This is a genomic window from Nocardia sp. IFM 10818 (genome assembly GCF_054655275.1).
Genome location: NZ_BAAHJH010000001.1, coordinates 8,062,536 through 8,076,500 on the forward strand (window position 1 = coordinate 8,062,536; position 13,965 = coordinate 8,076,500).

At 67.7% G+C, this 13,965-nt stretch carries 12 protein-coding genes; 3 read left to right on the plus strand and 9 right to left on the minus strand.

All coding sequences use genetic code 11. The features are described from left to right. Positions 1-19: 19 nt before the first annotated feature. Both ACYQ5L_RS37365 and clpB read right to left on the minus strand, forming a co-directional pair. Positions 20-895, minus strand: coding sequence for a DUF5666 domain-containing protein (locus ACYQ5L_RS37365; protein ID WP_459962940.1), 876 nt, complete (start codon positions 893-895; stop codon positions 20-22). Positions 896-965: 70 nt separating this feature from the next. Next, entirely contained in the window at positions 966-3,521 is a 2,556-nt protein-coding gene (gene clpB, locus ACYQ5L_RS37370) for an ATP-dependent chaperone ClpB (protein ID WP_459962941.1), read from the minus strand. A 190-nt stretch (positions 3,522-3,711) separates the two neighbouring features. On the opposite strand from clpB, the gene ACYQ5L_RS37375 reads away from it, so the two are divergent. The 3 genes from ACYQ5L_RS37375 (at position 3,712) to ACYQ5L_RS37385 (ending at position 6,942) form a co-directional block, all read left to right on the plus strand. Beyond that, positions 3,712-4,689, plus strand: a complete 978-nt coding sequence (locus ACYQ5L_RS37375) for an NADP-dependent oxidoreductase (protein ID WP_459962942.1) — start codon at positions 3,712-3,714, stop codon at positions 4,687-4,689. A 134-nt stretch (positions 4,690-4,823) separates the two neighbouring features. Continuing rightward, a complete protein-coding gene (locus tag ACYQ5L_RS37380; protein ID WP_379197155.1) occupies positions 4,824-5,984 on the plus strand; it encodes a globin domain-containing protein in 1,161 nt (386 codons plus the stop codon). A gap of 238 nt (positions 5,985-6,222) precedes the next feature. Next, complete coding sequence (locus ACYQ5L_RS37385; RefSeq protein ID WP_459963659.1) at positions 6,223-6,942, plus strand: FAD-binding oxidoreductase; 720 nt, start codon at positions 6,223-6,225, stop codon at positions 6,940-6,942. A 54-nt stretch (positions 6,943-6,996) separates the two neighbouring features. Here ACYQ5L_RS37385 and ACYQ5L_RS37390 read toward each other — a convergent pair whose 3' ends face one another. The 7 genes from ACYQ5L_RS37390 to ACYQ5L_RS37420 all read right to left on the minus strand — a co-directional run bounded on the left by ACYQ5L_RS37390 (position 6,997) and on the right by ACYQ5L_RS37420 (position 13,964). Next, positions 6,997-8,166, minus strand: a complete 1,170-nt coding sequence (locus ACYQ5L_RS37390; protein ID WP_459962943.1) for a globin domain-containing protein — start codon at positions 8,164-8,166, stop codon at positions 6,997-6,999. Between the two features lie 454 nt (positions 8,167-8,620). Further along, a complete protein-coding gene (locus tag ACYQ5L_RS37395; RefSeq protein WP_459962944.1) occupies positions 8,621-9,016 on the minus strand; it encodes a heat shock protein transcriptional repressor HspR in 396 nt (131 codons plus the stop codon). Further along, on the minus strand, positions 9,016-10,191 hold the full coding sequence (gene dnaJ / locus ACYQ5L_RS37400) for a molecular chaperone DnaJ (RefSeq protein WP_459962945.1): 1,176 nt from the start codon (positions 10,189-10,191) through the stop codon (positions 9,016-9,018). Before dnaJ ends, ACYQ5L_RS37395 begins: the two co-directional genes overlap by 1 nt. 30 nt (positions 10,192-10,221) lie before the next feature. Further along, positions 10,222-10,851, minus strand: coding sequence for a nucleotide exchange factor GrpE (grpE, locus tag ACYQ5L_RS37405; protein WP_379197163.1), 630 nt, complete (start codon positions 10,849-10,851; stop codon positions 10,222-10,224). Then, positions 10,848-12,686: a molecular chaperone DnaK gene (gene dnaK / locus ACYQ5L_RS37410; RefSeq protein ID WP_379197165.1), complete on the minus strand. Its 1,839-nt coding sequence runs from the start codon at positions 12,684-12,686 to the stop codon at positions 10,848-10,850. The genes grpE and dnaK overlap by 4 nt, the downstream gene beginning before the upstream one ends. Before the next feature lie 200 nt (positions 12,687-12,886). Continuing rightward, on the minus strand, positions 12,887-13,201 hold the full coding sequence (locus ACYQ5L_RS37415) for a DEAD/DEAH box helicase family protein (RefSeq protein ID WP_459962946.1): 315 nt from the start codon (positions 13,199-13,201) through the stop codon (positions 12,887-12,889). A 118-nt stretch (positions 13,202-13,319) separates the two neighbouring features. Continuing rightward, positions 13,320-13,964: an endonuclease gene (locus ACYQ5L_RS37420; protein WP_459962948.1), complete on the minus strand. Its 645-nt coding sequence runs from the start codon at positions 13,962-13,964 to the stop codon at positions 13,320-13,322. Position 13,965 lies beyond the last annotated feature (1 nt).

The window sequence follows — 13,965 nt, forward strand, 5'->3', positions numbered from 1 at the left end:
CGCGAACCATGAGGGGGGCTCATCGGGGCGCGCTCGGCAGCGAGGTGCTGATGATGATCTTGGCCTGAATGGATCCGTCGGCCGCCTTGTCCCCCTCCACCATCACCATCTCGCCGACCTTCAGGTCCGCGACGGTGGTGCTGGACAGCGAGATCACCTGGGTGCTCGCATCCGTTTTCACGGTGACGGTATCGCCGGCCAGAGTGGTCATGGTGAGCGTCTTGCCGTCATTGCTGGCGATGGTGCCCATGTCCGCGCCCAGGCCCTCGATATCGCCGAAGCCGGGAATCTGCGGAATGCCGCTGGGTAGTGGCACCGCCGAGGTGCCGGTGTCGAGGGGAATCGGGAAGGCGTTGCCGGTGGTGGTCCGCGTCGAGGACGCCGTGTCGGAGGACGAATCCTTGTTCGCCAGTAGCACTCCCACGCTCACACCGGCCAGCGCGACCAGCACGAAGGCCGCGATGCCGAGGACGACCCACAGGTTCTTGTTGCGCTTGGGCGGTTGCGGACCGGCCGGGGGCGGATAGCCGCCGGACTGATGACCGCCGGGGCCGCCGGGGGCGACCGGGTAGCCGGGATATCCGCCCGCGCCGGGCGGCGCGTACGCGCCCGGCTGCAGGTACTGGGTTTCGTAGCTGCTCGTCGGCGCGTACCCGCCGCCGCTCTCGTAGGCGCCCCAGGCGGCGTCGGGCGGCGGCATCACGCGGGTGGCGTCCGGCCCGGGCGGCTGCGCGAAATAGTCGGTGGGCGCCGCGTAGTTCTCGGTGGGCCCGCACGCCGCACCTGCCTCCGCGGTGTGCCCGGCCGGCCCGCCGGCCCGACCGACCTTCTCGGTCGGCCCGTCCACCGGATCGGGGTCCGGCCGCCGCGACCACGGATCGCTGGGGTTGGTCATGGCCTCCAGGGTAGGCGGCGGCACACCGCGCGGCGCAGAACTACACCGCGCGGTGTGCGATTCGCCCGATTCAGCGGCCGACGATGAGGTGGTCGCCGTCTCCGCTCACATTGACCTTCACCGTGTCGCCGTCCTGGACCTCGCCGGCCAGCAGTTCCTTGGCGAGGGTGTCGCCGATGGACTGCTGGATGAGCCGGCGCAGCGGGCGGGCGCCGTAGGCCGGGTCGTAGCCGCGCACGGCCAGCCAGAAGCGGGCCGAGTCGGAGACGTCCAGCTTCAGCCGGCGCTGGGACAGCCGCTTCTGCAACTGGTCCAGCTGGATGTCGACAATGGTCTCCAGCTGCTCCTCGTCGAGGGCGTGGAACATGACCACATCGTCGAGCCGGTTGAGGAATTCCGGCTTGAACGCGGCGCGCACCGAGTTCATGACGAAATCCTTGTCGCCGCCCGCACCCAGATTGGAGGTCAGGATGAGGATGGTGTTGCGGAAATCGACCGTGCGGCCCTGACTGTCGGTCAACCGGCCTTCGTCGAGCACCTGCAGCAGGATGTCGAACACGTCCGGGTGGGCCTTCTCGATCTCGTCGAACAGCACCACCGTGTACGGCCGCCGGCGCACCGCCTCGGTGAGCTGGCCACCCTGGTCGTAGCCGACGTAGCCCGGGGGCGCGCCGACCAGGCGGGCCACCGAGTGCTTCTCGCTGTACTCGCTCATATCGATGCGGACCATGGCGCGCTCGTCGTCGAACAGGAAGTCCGCCAACGCCTTCGCGAGCTCGGTCTTGCCCACGCCGGTGGGGCCCACGAACATGAACGAGCCGGTCGGCCGGTTCGGATCGGCGACGCCGGCGCGGGCGCGGCGCACCGCGTCCGAGACCGCCTGCACCGCTTCGGCCTGCCCGACGACGCGCTTGCCCAGTTCCTCCTCCATGCGGAGCAGCTTCTGGGTCTCGCCCTCCATCATCTTGCCCACGGGCACACCGGTCCACGCCGACACCACCTCGGCGATATCGTCCGGTCCGACCTCCTCCTTGAGCATGACGTCGCCGTCGGCCGCGCCCTTGGCCTTGGCCTCGGCCTCGGTGAGTTCCTTCTCCAGCTTGGGGATTCGCCCGTACCGGAGTTCGGCGGCCTTGCCCAGGTCGCCGTCGCGCTCGGCGCGATCGGATTCGCCCTTGAGCGTCTCCAGTTCCTCCTTGATGACGCGCACCGAGTCGATGGCGGTCTTCTCGTTCTGCCAGCGGGTGGTCAGCTGGTTGAGCTTCTCCCGGTCGTCGGCGAGCTCGGAGCGCAACTTCTCCAGGCGCTGCTTGGAGGCCTCGTCGGTCTCCTTGGCCAGCGCCATCTCCTCGATCTCCAGGCGGCGCACGGCGCGCTCCACCTGATCGATCTCGACCGGGCGGGAGTCGATTTCCATGCGCAGCCGCGAGGCGGACTCGTCCACCAGGTCGATGGCCTTGTCCGGCAGGAAGCGCGAGGTGATGTAGCGATCCGACAGGGTGGCGGCGGCGACCAGCGCGGAGTCGGTGATGCGCACGCCGTGATGCACCTCGTAACGCTCCTTGAGCCCGCGCAGGATGCCGACGGTGTCCTCCACCGACGGTTCGCCCACCAGGACCTGCTGGAAGCGGCGCTCCAGGGCCGGGTCCTTCTCGATGTGCTGGCGGTACTCGTCGAGCGTGGTGGCGCCGACCAGGCGCAGCTCGCCGCGCGCCAGCATGGGCTTGATCATGTTCCCGGCGTCCATGGCGGATTCGCCGGTCGCGCCCGCGCCGACAATGGTGTGCAGCTCGTCGATGAAGGTGATGATCTGTCCCGCACTGGATTTGATCTCCTCCAGCACCGCCTTGAGCCGCTCCTCGAATTCACCGCGGTACTTCGCGCCCGCGACCATGGCGCCCAGGTCGAGCGAGATGAGCTTCTTGCCGCGCAGCGATTCCGGGACGTCGCCGGCGATGATGCGCTGCGCCAGCCCCTCCACGATGGCGGTCTTGCCCACGCCCGGCTCGCCGATGAGCACCGGATTGTTCTTGGTGCGCCGCGACAGCACCTGCACCACGCGCCGGATCTCGGCGTCGCGCCCGATGACCGGATCCAGCTTGCCCTCGCGGGCGGCGGCGGTGAGATCGGTGGAGTACTTCTCCAGGGCTTGATAGCTGCCCTCGGGATCGGGGGTGGTGACGCGGGTGTTGCCGCGCACGGCGGTGAACGCCTCGCGCAGATTGTCCGCGGTGGCGCCGTACTTCAGCAGCAGCTGCGAGATGTCCGAGTCGCCGGCGGCCAGGCCGACCATGAGGTGCTCGGTGGAGACGTATTCGTCGCCCATCTCGGTGGCGAGCCGCTGGGCCGCGGTGACGGCGGCCAGGGCCTCGCGCCCGAGCTGCGGGGTGGTGGTCGCGCCGCTGGCGCGGGGCAGGCGGTCGACGATGTCCTGGGCCTCGCGCCGGACCGTCGCCGGGTCGACTGCGACGGCCTTCAGCAGCGGGGCGGCGATGCCGTCGGTCTGATCCAGCAACGCCACCAGCAAGTGCGCCGGACGGATCTCCGGATTGCCGGCGGCGGAGGCCGCTTGCAATGCGGCGGTCAGGGCCGCCTGAGTCTTGGTGGTGGGATTGAACGAGTCCACTGTCACCTTCCTACTAGTCGTTTACTCGATCCAACGCGGCAGAAGTTGAGTCTGTTCCGCTCAAGTCTGACGAGTTTTCGACAACGGCACCAGAGGGACGTAAGTCACACACAACGCTACGCTGGAACCAGTTCGTCGACGCATCACCTCAGCCCGTTCCGTCCCGGTAGTTCCGAACGAATGGAGCCTCATGCGCGCGATCGTGATTCGAGAATTCGGCGGCACTCCCGAACCGGCGGATATGCCGGTCCCCGCGCCCGGACCGGGGCAGATTCAGATCCAGCTGGAGGCGGCCGGGGTCAATCCGTTCGACAAACGGGTGATCGACGGCTTCCTGGACGGCAAGCTGCCGCACGACTTTCCGCTCATACCGGGCGTCGACGGCGCGGGCAGCGTGTCGGCGGTGGGGCCCGACGTGACGGATTTCGAGATCGGCGAGCGAGTGGTCGGCAAGTTCCTCATACCGCCGGTCGGGCACGGCACCTTCGCCGAGTACATCGTGGTCCCGCGAGTCAGCAGCATTGCCAAGATCCCCGACGAGATCACCGCCATCCAGGCCGCGGCGCTGCCCACCGCGGGCATCACCGCGCTCGACCTGGTGCACGCCGCCGGGGTGGGGACCGGGCAGACGGTGCTGGTGGTCGGGGCGACCGGCGGGGTCGGGTCGTATCTGGTGCAGTTGGCGACCCTGGCGGGCGCGCACGTCATCGCCACCGCGCGGCCCGACGCCACCGATCGGATGCTGCGACTGGGCGCGGCCGAGGTGGTCAACTACGGGCGGATCCCGGTCGGCGATTCCCCCACCCGGCAGCAGACGGCCGAACTGTCGATCGCCGATTCGGTGCGCATCACCGTGCCGGGCGGGGTCGACGTGCTCTTCGATCTGGTCAGCCCGCCGGAGGTCTTCGCCCGGCACCTGGAGCTCGTCAAGGCGGGCGGCGCGGCCTACACCACCGTCCGGTCCGCCGACGAGGACGAGCTGAAGCGGCGCGGGATAACCGGCGGCAACTTCGAATCCCACGGCGGCGCACCCGAGTTGCGGGAGCTGCTGCGCGATGTCGGCAATGGCGATCTGGTGGTCCCCATCGACGCCACCCCGCCGCTCGCCGACGCCCCGGAAGTTATCGGCGCATCCGGCGCACGCGGCAAGACGGTGCTGGTCATCTGAACCTTCGGTTACACAAATGACCCCAGCTTGGCTATATCCGTGCGACCACCGTTTTTTCAGGGATACTTGACGCGGAGGGCGGCCCGGAACCGGGCTCGTCCGGGGTAGCAGCACAGGAAGGAAAGCTCGACGTCGTGGATGCGCGTTCGGCAGCGCTGGTCCGCGCAAACTTTCGGACAGTCGTCGAGGCCCAGCACGGGCCCGAACGACTGATCAGCGCGTTCTACGGTCACCTTTTCGCGGAGATACCCGCCCTGCGGGAGCTGTTCCCCTCCGCCATGGACATGCAGGCGAAACGCCTCGTCACCGCCATCCAGTTCGTCCTCGACAATCTGGAGGACTGGGATCGCGCCCAGCGCTTCCTGGAGCAGCTGGCGCGCGATCACCGCAAGTACGGCGTGGAGGCGGCGCACTACGACATCGCGGGTCGTGCGCTGCTCTCGGCCTTCCGCAGTTACAACGGGGTCGGGCACTGGAACCGGCAATTGGAGGCCGGGTGGCGCGATGTCACCATCCTGATCTCGGCGTCCATGGCCATCGGCGCCAATTCCGACAAATCGCAACCCTATTGGGAGGCGACGGTGGTCGGGCACCGGCGGGTGGTGGACGATCTGGCCATTGTGCGGCTGCAGTCGGATACGCCGATACCGTACGGGGCCGGGCAGTACGTTCCGGTGGCCATTCCGCAGCGGCCCAAGATGTGGCGGTACCTGTCGCCGGCCATCCCCACCAATCCCTACGGGGAGATCGAATTCCATGTGCGCAAGGTCCGCACCGGCTGGGTGAGCCCGGCCATCGTGAACGAGACCAAGGTCGGCGACCGCTGGATGATCGCCGCGCCGCTGGGCGGCCTGCACGTGGATCTGAGCAGCCGCAAGGATGTGCTGATGATCAGCTCGGGCACCGGCATCGCGCCGATTCGCGCCCAGCTGATCGAGATGGGCCGGCGCGGCATCAATCCGCGCGTGCACCTGTTCATGGGCGGGCGCTATCCCTGCGATCTCTACGATGTGGAGAACATGTGGCAGCTCTCGCAGAGCAATCCGTGGCTGACCGTGATTCCGGTGTGCGAGAACGAGACCAACCCGTGGTGGCATCCGTATCCGCCGGCCGAGACGCCGTTCGGCATGCACCGCCGGCTCATCGGTAACCTGGGCGCGGTGGTGGCCAGTTTCGGCGCCTGGGCGGACCGGCAGATCCAGATCGCCGGGTCGGCCCGCATGATCGCCGATACCAAGCGGGCGCTGCTCGCGGTGGGCACCCCGGAGCGGAACATCATGTCCGATCCCGTCTAGATTCGGGATTCGGTGTAGCACAACATATTTCGATGATCAGGAGTTTGCCTTGACGCGCGGCCCGGACGATACCGACGAGTTCCCGATCATCAAGGCGGTGCCGTCCTACGCCGATACCGACGAACTACCCATCGTCACACCGGATACCCCGCCGCCGGACGGGTATCCGGCGGCCGGTCGGGCCGCGGCCCCGTCCGCGCCCGGGCCCGGCACCGGGGACGGGGAATGGTCGGCGACGGTGGTGGGCGCGCACCGGCTGCGCGAGGACCTCACGGTGATCCGGCTGATCGGCGAGTTCGTGCCGTTCGCGGCCGGGCAGTCGATGGAGGTGCGCACGCCGCAGCATCCGAATATCGCGCGGCGCTTGTATTCCGCCCTGCCGCCCTCGCTGGACGGCAAGCTGGAATTCCATGTGCGCACCGTGCCCGGCGGCTGGTGCAGCGGCTCGCTGGTCTCGGACACCCGCGCCGGGGACGAATGGCGGATCAGCAATCCGGGCGGCTGGCTCACGGTGGACGAGGATGCCACCGAGATCGTCATGATCGCCGATGGCATCGGCCTGGCCCCGCTGCGCGCGCTGCTGCTGGACCTGTCCCGCCGCGCCACTCCGCCGAACCTCACCCTGTTCTTCGGCGGGCGGTATCCGCGCGATCTCTACGCCGCCGACATGCTCTACCTGCTGACCGAGCAATTCCCTTGGCTCACAGTGCTTCCGGTGGTGCAGGACGAACACGATCCCAGCCGCGCCGATGCCTGGTACGAGGCGTGCAAGGTGGATGTCGGCTTCCAGCCGGAGGAAATGCTGCCGGGGACCCTCGCCGAGGCCGTCGCGCGATTCGCGCCCTTCGATCACCAGCAGATTCTGGTGTGCGGCAATTCCGGCCAGGTGCAGGCCGTGGTGGATCGCCTCATCGCGACCGGGACGCCGCGCGAAAACATTCGCTACGAAGGGTTTTGAGAGCGGGGGTTCGGGGGGCGAAGCCCCCCGAGAGCCCCTGAGAGTTGGGGAAATTCAGAACAGCGGGTCGTGGCGAATGTTCTGGGTCGGGGTCCCCGCGGCCATGAGCCGGAACTTGGTGGTCTGCACCATCGAAGGTGAACCGACGATCTGCACGTCACGATCCGCCCACGGCCCGAATCCCGCCACGATCTTGCCGATCTGACCGACCCGGCGCGGTTGTAAGCCCGGAAGCTCCTTGGGCTCATCGGAATCCGCGAAATGCCACCAGGGGTTCTCATTGCTCTCGGTGACCGGATTGACGGTGAGCCACTTATTGGCGCGCGCCAGCTGGCTCAGGATCTCCAGATCGTAGAGATCGCACGGGTAATGCCCGCCGACGAACAGATCCACCTTGGGATTGGAGCGCCGCGCGGTCATGGCCATGAGCTGGGCGCGCAGCGGGGCGATCCCGGTGCCGCAGCCGATCATGAGCATCTTGCGGCGGGTATTGCGCGGCACGCCGAGCCCGCCCAGCGGCGAGCCGATCAGCCATTGCTCGCCGATCCGGGTGTGCCCGACCATGGCCGGGCTGACCCAGCCGCCGGTGACGCCGCGGATATGGAATTCCAGTTCACCGCTGGCATTGGCCGGTATGGCCGGGGACAGATAGCGCCACATGCGCGGCCGGGACGGGATCTGCACGCTCATGTACTGCCCGGCCGCGTACTGCATGGGCTGGTCCAGCTTCAAGCGCACGACGGCGAGATTGCGCAACACCTCGCGGTGTTCGATGACGGTGCCGGTCCAGACCGGCGGGGTGCCCTCCTGTTCGGCCGCGCCGATCATGGTGTCGGCGATGACGCCGAGCCCCTCGTCCCAGGCCCGGTCCACCTCATCGGTCCACATCTCGGTGCCGGCATAGGCCTGCATGGCGGTCTTCAGCGTTTTCACCACGGCCGCATAGTGTTCGGCCACCACGCCGTACTTGCGATGGTCGCGCCCGAGCTGGGCCAGGAAGGGCAGCAGCTTGTCCGGTTCCTCCAGCCGGTCCACCACATAGGCGATGGCCCGGACCAGCCGATCGCGCTGAGCGTCGAGCGCGGCCGGGAAGAAGTCGCGAACCTGTGGATGCTCGGTGAACAGAATGGCGTAGAACGATCGTGCGAGTTTCTCGGGGCCGCCTTCCTCCGCAGCAACCGCCTTGAACGTCGTTCTAATCAATGCGACGGTCCGCGAATCCATTTGTGTCACAACCCCATTTCGCACTCGAACACGGGCGAGGCCGGCGAGTGCAGTGCTGCGGGACACTCGACAGCAGCCGTTGCCAAGCAAGTGTAGGTGAGGTTTGCCAGCAACGGAACGGGACGTTTCAACAACACGCCTGTAATTCCCCTAAATTGAGGACAGTGCAGGGTTATTCGCCTGAAAACAGACTGTTCACCTGGAACACGCCGACAGACACAGGGTTTTACTCGTCGATCTTGCGAGATCCGTTTTGCAAGACTCAGAAACTCAGCGACCGCACCGCAACCTCGCTCGCAAACAAATTGCTTTGCCACACAAGGCAAAACTCACAAATGGAATAATTCCATAACCGTCCGGTCTGTATCTATTTCCGCCCCATCCCGACTCGGGAAAATAAGGTGCGGGAGCCGAAGCCCCCGCACCTTTTCCGCTACCCGCCGGTGCGCACCGGCTACTGGGAGCGCCGCCGATTGCGCGGCTGCCACACCACGAGCGCGGTGCTCCGCGGGGCGGGAGTCAGGTCGGGGCGGTACCCCGACCGGAGTCTCTCCACCTCGGCGGTCAACTCCGCGACCCGGTGCTGCAGCTCCTCGACCTGGTTGGTGAGTTCGATGATCCGTTTGATGCCCGCCAGGTTGACGCCCTCGTCCTGGGACAGGCGCTGCACCTCGCGGAGCAGTTCCACATCCCGGTTCGAATAGCGCCGGCCGCCACCGGAAGTGCGCTGCGGCGACACCAGGCCCAGCCGGTCATAGGTACGCAGCGTCTGAGCGTGCATGCCCGCCAGCTGCGCGGCCACCGAGATCAGGAAGTACTGCGCCTCGGTCTTTTTCGGATCGGAACTCATTACGCACCTGCCCATCCGGCACGCGGATCGAAGCCACTTTCCTTCTCCGCCTCCGCATAGCGCCGCAGCGCCTCGGTGGCATTGTCGTCCAGTTTCTGCGGGATCGCGACCTTCACCGTGACCAGCAGATCGCCCGCACCGCCGCCGCCCCGCTTGGGCACACCGCGGCCGCGCACCCGCAGGGTACGGCCGTCCGCGGTGCCCGGCGGCACCTTGACGCCGACGCGGCCGTCCAGGGTCGGCACCGAAACCGTTGTGCCCAGCACCAATTCGCTGTAGCTCACCGGCAGCACCAGGGTCAGGTCGTCACCATTGCGGCCGAACACCTTGTCCTGGCTGACATGCACGGTGACATACAGATCGCCCGGAGGCGCACCGCGCAGGCCCGCCTCGCCCTGACCGGCCAGCCGGATCCGCTGCCCGTCGCGCACACCCGGGGGAATGCGGACGGTAATGGTGCGGGTCCGGTTCTGGATGCCGGTGCCGCGGCAATCGCCGCACGGATCGTCGATGATCGACCCGGTGCCCCGGCAGTCCTCGCACGGCTCGCTGAATCCGAACGCACCCTGATTGCGGCTGATCACGCCGGAACCGTTGCAGTGCGGGCAGACTCGCGGGCTGGTGCCCGGCTTGGCGCCGCTGCCGTGACAGGTGGTGCACGCCGCAGGGCTGGTCATCCGCAGCGGGACCGTCACGCCCTGGGCGGCCTCGCGGAAGCCCAGGGTCGTCTCGGTCTCCACATCGCTGCCGCGCCGCGGGCGCGACGAGGTGCGGGCGCCGCCGCGATTGAACAGGCCGCCGAGGATATCGCCGAGACCGCCGTCCCCGGCGGTCGCACCGGCGCCGCCGAAGATATCGCCCAGGTTGAACTCACCGGAGAACCCGCCGGGCTGGCCATAGCCGCCGCCGGGCGAGAAGCCGCCGCGGCCGAAACCGCCGCTCGCGAAGAGCCGGCGGGCCTCGTCGTACTCCTTGCGCTTCTCCGGATCCGACAGCACGGCGTGCGCCTCGCTGACGGCCTTGAAACGCTCCTCCGCCTTGGCATCTCCCGGATTCTTGTCCGGATGCAGATCCCGGGCGAGCTTGCGGTAGGCCTTCTTGACCTCATCCTGGGTGGCGCTGGAGGAAACACCCAGCTCCTTGTAGAAGTCCTTCTCGAGCCACTCCCGATTCACCGGGCATCTCCTCCTCTCGGATTACTCGTATTACTCGGTAGCAGCGGCATCGGAGCCGGCGTTCGTCGAATCCGATGCGCTGCCGGTCTGTTCCGCTACGCCGTCGGTGACGCCGACCAGCGCGTGGCGCAGGACGCGATCGCCGAACTTGTAGCCCTTGCGCATGACCATGCCGATCACCGGATCGTGTCCGGAGCCCTCGTGCTGGACGGCCTCGTGCAGGGTCGGGTCGAAAGGCTCACCCTCCGAACCGAAGTCGACGAGGCCCTGCTTCTGCAGGGCGGTGACCAGTTTGTCCGCGACCGACTTGAGCGGTCCGGTCTCCAGGTCGCCGTGCGCGCGGGCGCGGTCGAGATCGTCGAGCACGCCGAGCAATTCGCTGACCACCGACGCCTTGGCGGTCTCGATGGTGGCCTGGCGGTCACGCTCGACGCGGCGGCGGTAGTTGGCGTATTCGGCGGTCAGCCGCTGCAGGTCGGAGGTGCGCTCGGCGAGTTCGGCGCTGATCGCATCGGCGAGCGAATCCTCGCTCGTGGCAATGTCGTCCGCGGCCGAAGCCGCGGCGGAGGACTCCGCCGCGGCCTCGCCAACCTGACCCGCGAGCGGATCAACGACGTCGTCGATGATGACCGGCTCTTCTTCCGGGTTCGGCTTGGTCACTTCTTCTCCGGCTCCTCGACGACCTCGGCGTCGACCACGGTGTCATCGGACTCGGGCGCGGCCGCGCCATTGCCCTGGGCGGCCTGCTCGGCGCCCGCGGCCTCGTAGATGGCCTGGCCCAGCGCCTGCGACTCGGTCGCGAGCTTCTCCACCGCGGTCTTGATGACCGCGATATCGGTGCCCTTGAGCGCCTCGTTGGCCTCCGCGATGGCCGCCTCGACCTTGGTCTTGACCTCGGCCGGGACCTTGTCCTCGTTGTCCTTGATGAACTTCTCGGTCTGGTGCACCAGCGACTCGGCCTGGTTGCGGGTCTCCGCCTCCTCGCGACGCGCCTTGTCCTCGGCCGCGTGCGCCTCGGCGTCCTTCACCATGCGGTCGATCTCCTCCTTGGACAGGCCGGAGCCGTCCTGGATCTTGATCGTGTTCTCCTTGCCGGTGCCCTTGTCCTTGGCGGTGACGTGCACGATGCCATTGGCGTCGATGTCGAAGGTGACCTCGATCTGCGGCACGCCGCGCGGGGCCGGCGGGATGCCGGTCAGCTCGAAGGAGCCGAGCAGCTTGTTGTGCGAGGCGATCTCGCGCTCACCCTGGTAGACCTGGATCTGCACGGACGGCTGGTTGTCGTCGGCCGTGGTGAAGGTCTCCGACCGCTTGGTCGGAATGGTGGTGTTGCGCTCGATCAGCTTGGTCATCACGCCGCCCTTGGTCTCGATGCCCAGCGACAGCGGGGTGACATCGAGCAGCAGGACGTCCTTGACCTCACCCTTGAGCACACCGGCCTGCAGGGCGGCGCCGATGGCGACGACCTCGTCCGGGTTCACGCCCTTGTTGGGCTCCTTGCCGCCGGTCAGCTCCTTGACGAGCTCGGAGACGGCGGGCATGCGGGTCGAGCCGCCGACCAGCACCACGTGGTCGATATCGCTCACCGAGATGCCGGCGTCCTTGATGACCGACTGGAACGGCTTGCGGGTGCGGTCCAGCAGATCGGAGGTGATCTTCTGGAACTCGGCGCGGGTCAGCTGCTCGTCCAGGAACAGCGGGTTCTTGTCCGCGTCGACCGTGATGTAGGGCAGGTTGATCGAGGTCGACTGCGAGGACGACAGCTCGATCTTGGCCTTCTCCGCGGCCTCGCGCAGGCGCTGCATGGCCATCTTGTCCTTGGTCAGGTCGATGCCCGAGGTGCCCTTGAACTTGTCGACCAGCCACTGCACGATGCGCTCGTCCCAGTCGTCGCCACCGAGGTGGTTGTCACCGGAGGTGGCGCGGACCTCGACGACGCCCTCGCCGATCTCCAGCAGCGAGACGTCGAAGGTGCCGCCGCCGAGGTCGAAGACCAGGATGGTCTGTTCCTTGTCGCCCTTGTCCAGGCCATACGCCAGCGCGGCGGCGGTGGGCTCGTTGACGATGCGGAGCACGTTCAGGCCCGCGATCTGGCCGGCCTCCTTGGTGGCCTGGCGCTGCGCGTCCTCGAAGTAGGCGGGGACGGTGATCACCGCGTCGGTGATCTCTTCACCCAGGTAGGCCTCGGCATCGCGCTTCAGCTTCATGAGCGTGCGCGCGGAGATCTCCTGCGGGGTGTACTTCTTGCCGTCGATCTCGACCGACCAGTCCTCGCCCATGTGGCGCTTGACGGACCGGATGGTGCGGTCGACATTGGTGACGGCCTGGTTCTTGGCGGGCTGACCGACGAGCACCTCGCCGTTCTTCGCGAACGCGACAACGGACGGGGTGGTGCGCGATCCTTCCGAGTTGGCCACGACGACCGGCTCACCGCCTTCGAGAACAGCGATGACCGAGTTCGTGGTCCCGAGGTCGATACCGACCGCACGAGCCATGGTGATTCCTCCTGGTTGACGTACTTACACAGTCCTCAGCAAGTAACGCTGAGCGTGGTCGGCTCAATCCTGCCTCCGGATTGCTCCGAGTGCAAGCTGAACTTGAGTCGAACCCGCTCAACCTTGTCTGAACAGCTCCAACGGGTGATGCACGTCGCCTATTCCCAGGCGTGCGAAAAATTCTCCCCGGAACCCGGAGGTCACTTCTCGGCGGGATACACCGAGAGGGGCTCACCGGCCAGAGTCAGCGTCAGATGCCCGGACCGCCGGCCGTCCTTGGCGTCGATGGCGACGGTCGGCTCGGTGACCTTCGAGTTCGGATCGGCGAGGTTCGCACCCGGCGCGCGATCGATGAGGACGTGGGTGATCTCGCCGCCGGGCACACCCAGGGTCTGCGGCGCTCCGGCAATCAGGCGCGCCAGCGGCGCATCGGCCAGATTGCGCGGAATCTGCAAGTCGTGGGTCAGCGCCTCCGGATCGCCCAGAGTCCGCGCCTCCGCGGCCAATTCGACCATCGTCCGATGATCGTCCGCCGACAACTCCCTCTCGTCATCCCAGCGTGAGCCCCTTCGGCATCCCGACCGGCGCGCAGTACCGGGTTGCGTCCGCCGCGCGGTGGCAGCCGGGTCGCGCTCAGCGGACGGCGGCGAGGACCTCCTCCGCGAGGTCGCGGTCGAGGGTGACGCGGACCAGGGCGGCGGCGAGGTCGGCGGTGCGGCCTTCGGGGCACAGGTCGTGGAGGGATTGCGGGTCGGCGGGGAGGTCGAGTTCGGCGGCGCCCTCGAGGGCGCGTTCGTCGAAGTGCGGGCGGATCCAGGTCCAGGTGTCCTGGACTTCGCGGAGGAAGATCTCGGCGCCGGTCGGGCCGATGCCCTGGAACTGCTGGAGGAGCTGGGCCAGGCGGCAGGGCCGGTGGTCGGCTTCGGCCGCCAGACGGCGCAGGTCGCCATGGTATTCGTCCAGCAGGAAGGCGACATTGGCGCCGAGGCGGGTGGCGGTGGATTCGTCGTAGCGGCGGTAGCGGGCGCGGCCGAGGACGTCGACCAGTTCCTGCCATTCGGCGTCGGCGACGCGGTGGGTGGTGTTGTAGCCGCTGCCGATGAGCTCGCGGGCGGCGGCCACGGCGATGTCGGCGGAGATCCGGGTGCTGAGCAGTTGGGAGAGGATCAGCAGCTGGAACAGCGGGGCTGGCTTGTCGGCCAGTTTGATGCCGGCTTCCCGGGCGTAGCTGGTTCCGGCTCGGTCGAGTAGCGCGCGGACGATATCTGGTGAATGCATG

What these genes read in the sequence shown, in the direction of transcription:
- ACYQ5L_RS37365 (WP_459962940.1), bottom strand. Translation starts at nt 895, where the DNA reads ATGACCAACCCCAGCGATCCGTGGTCGCGGCGGCCGGACCCCGATCCG.
- ACYQ5L_RS37375 (WP_459962942.1), top strand. Translation starts at nt 3,712, where the DNA reads ATGCGCGCGATCGTGATTCGAGAATTCGGCGGCACTCCCGAACCGGCG.
- ACYQ5L_RS37390 (WP_459962943.1), bottom strand. Translation starts at nt 8,166, where the DNA reads ATGGATTCGCGGACCGTCGCATTGATTAGAACGACGTTCAAGGCGGTT.
- ACYQ5L_RS37395 (WP_459962944.1), bottom strand. Translation starts at nt 9,016, where the DNA reads ATGAGTTCCGATCCGAAAAAGACCGAGGCGCAGTACTTCCTGATCTCG.
- dnaK (WP_379197165.1), bottom strand. Translation starts at nt 12,686, where the DNA reads ATGGCTCGTGCGGTCGGTATCGACCTCGGGACCACGAACTCGGTCATC.
- ACYQ5L_RS37415 (WP_459962946.1), bottom strand. Translation starts at nt 13,201, where the DNA reads ATGGTCGAATTGGCCGCGGAGGCGCGGACTCTGGGCGATCCGGAGGCG.
- ACYQ5L_RS37420 (WP_459962948.1), bottom strand. Translation starts at nt 13,964, where the DNA reads ATGCATTCACCAGATATCGTCCGCGCGCTACTCGACCGAGCCGGAACC.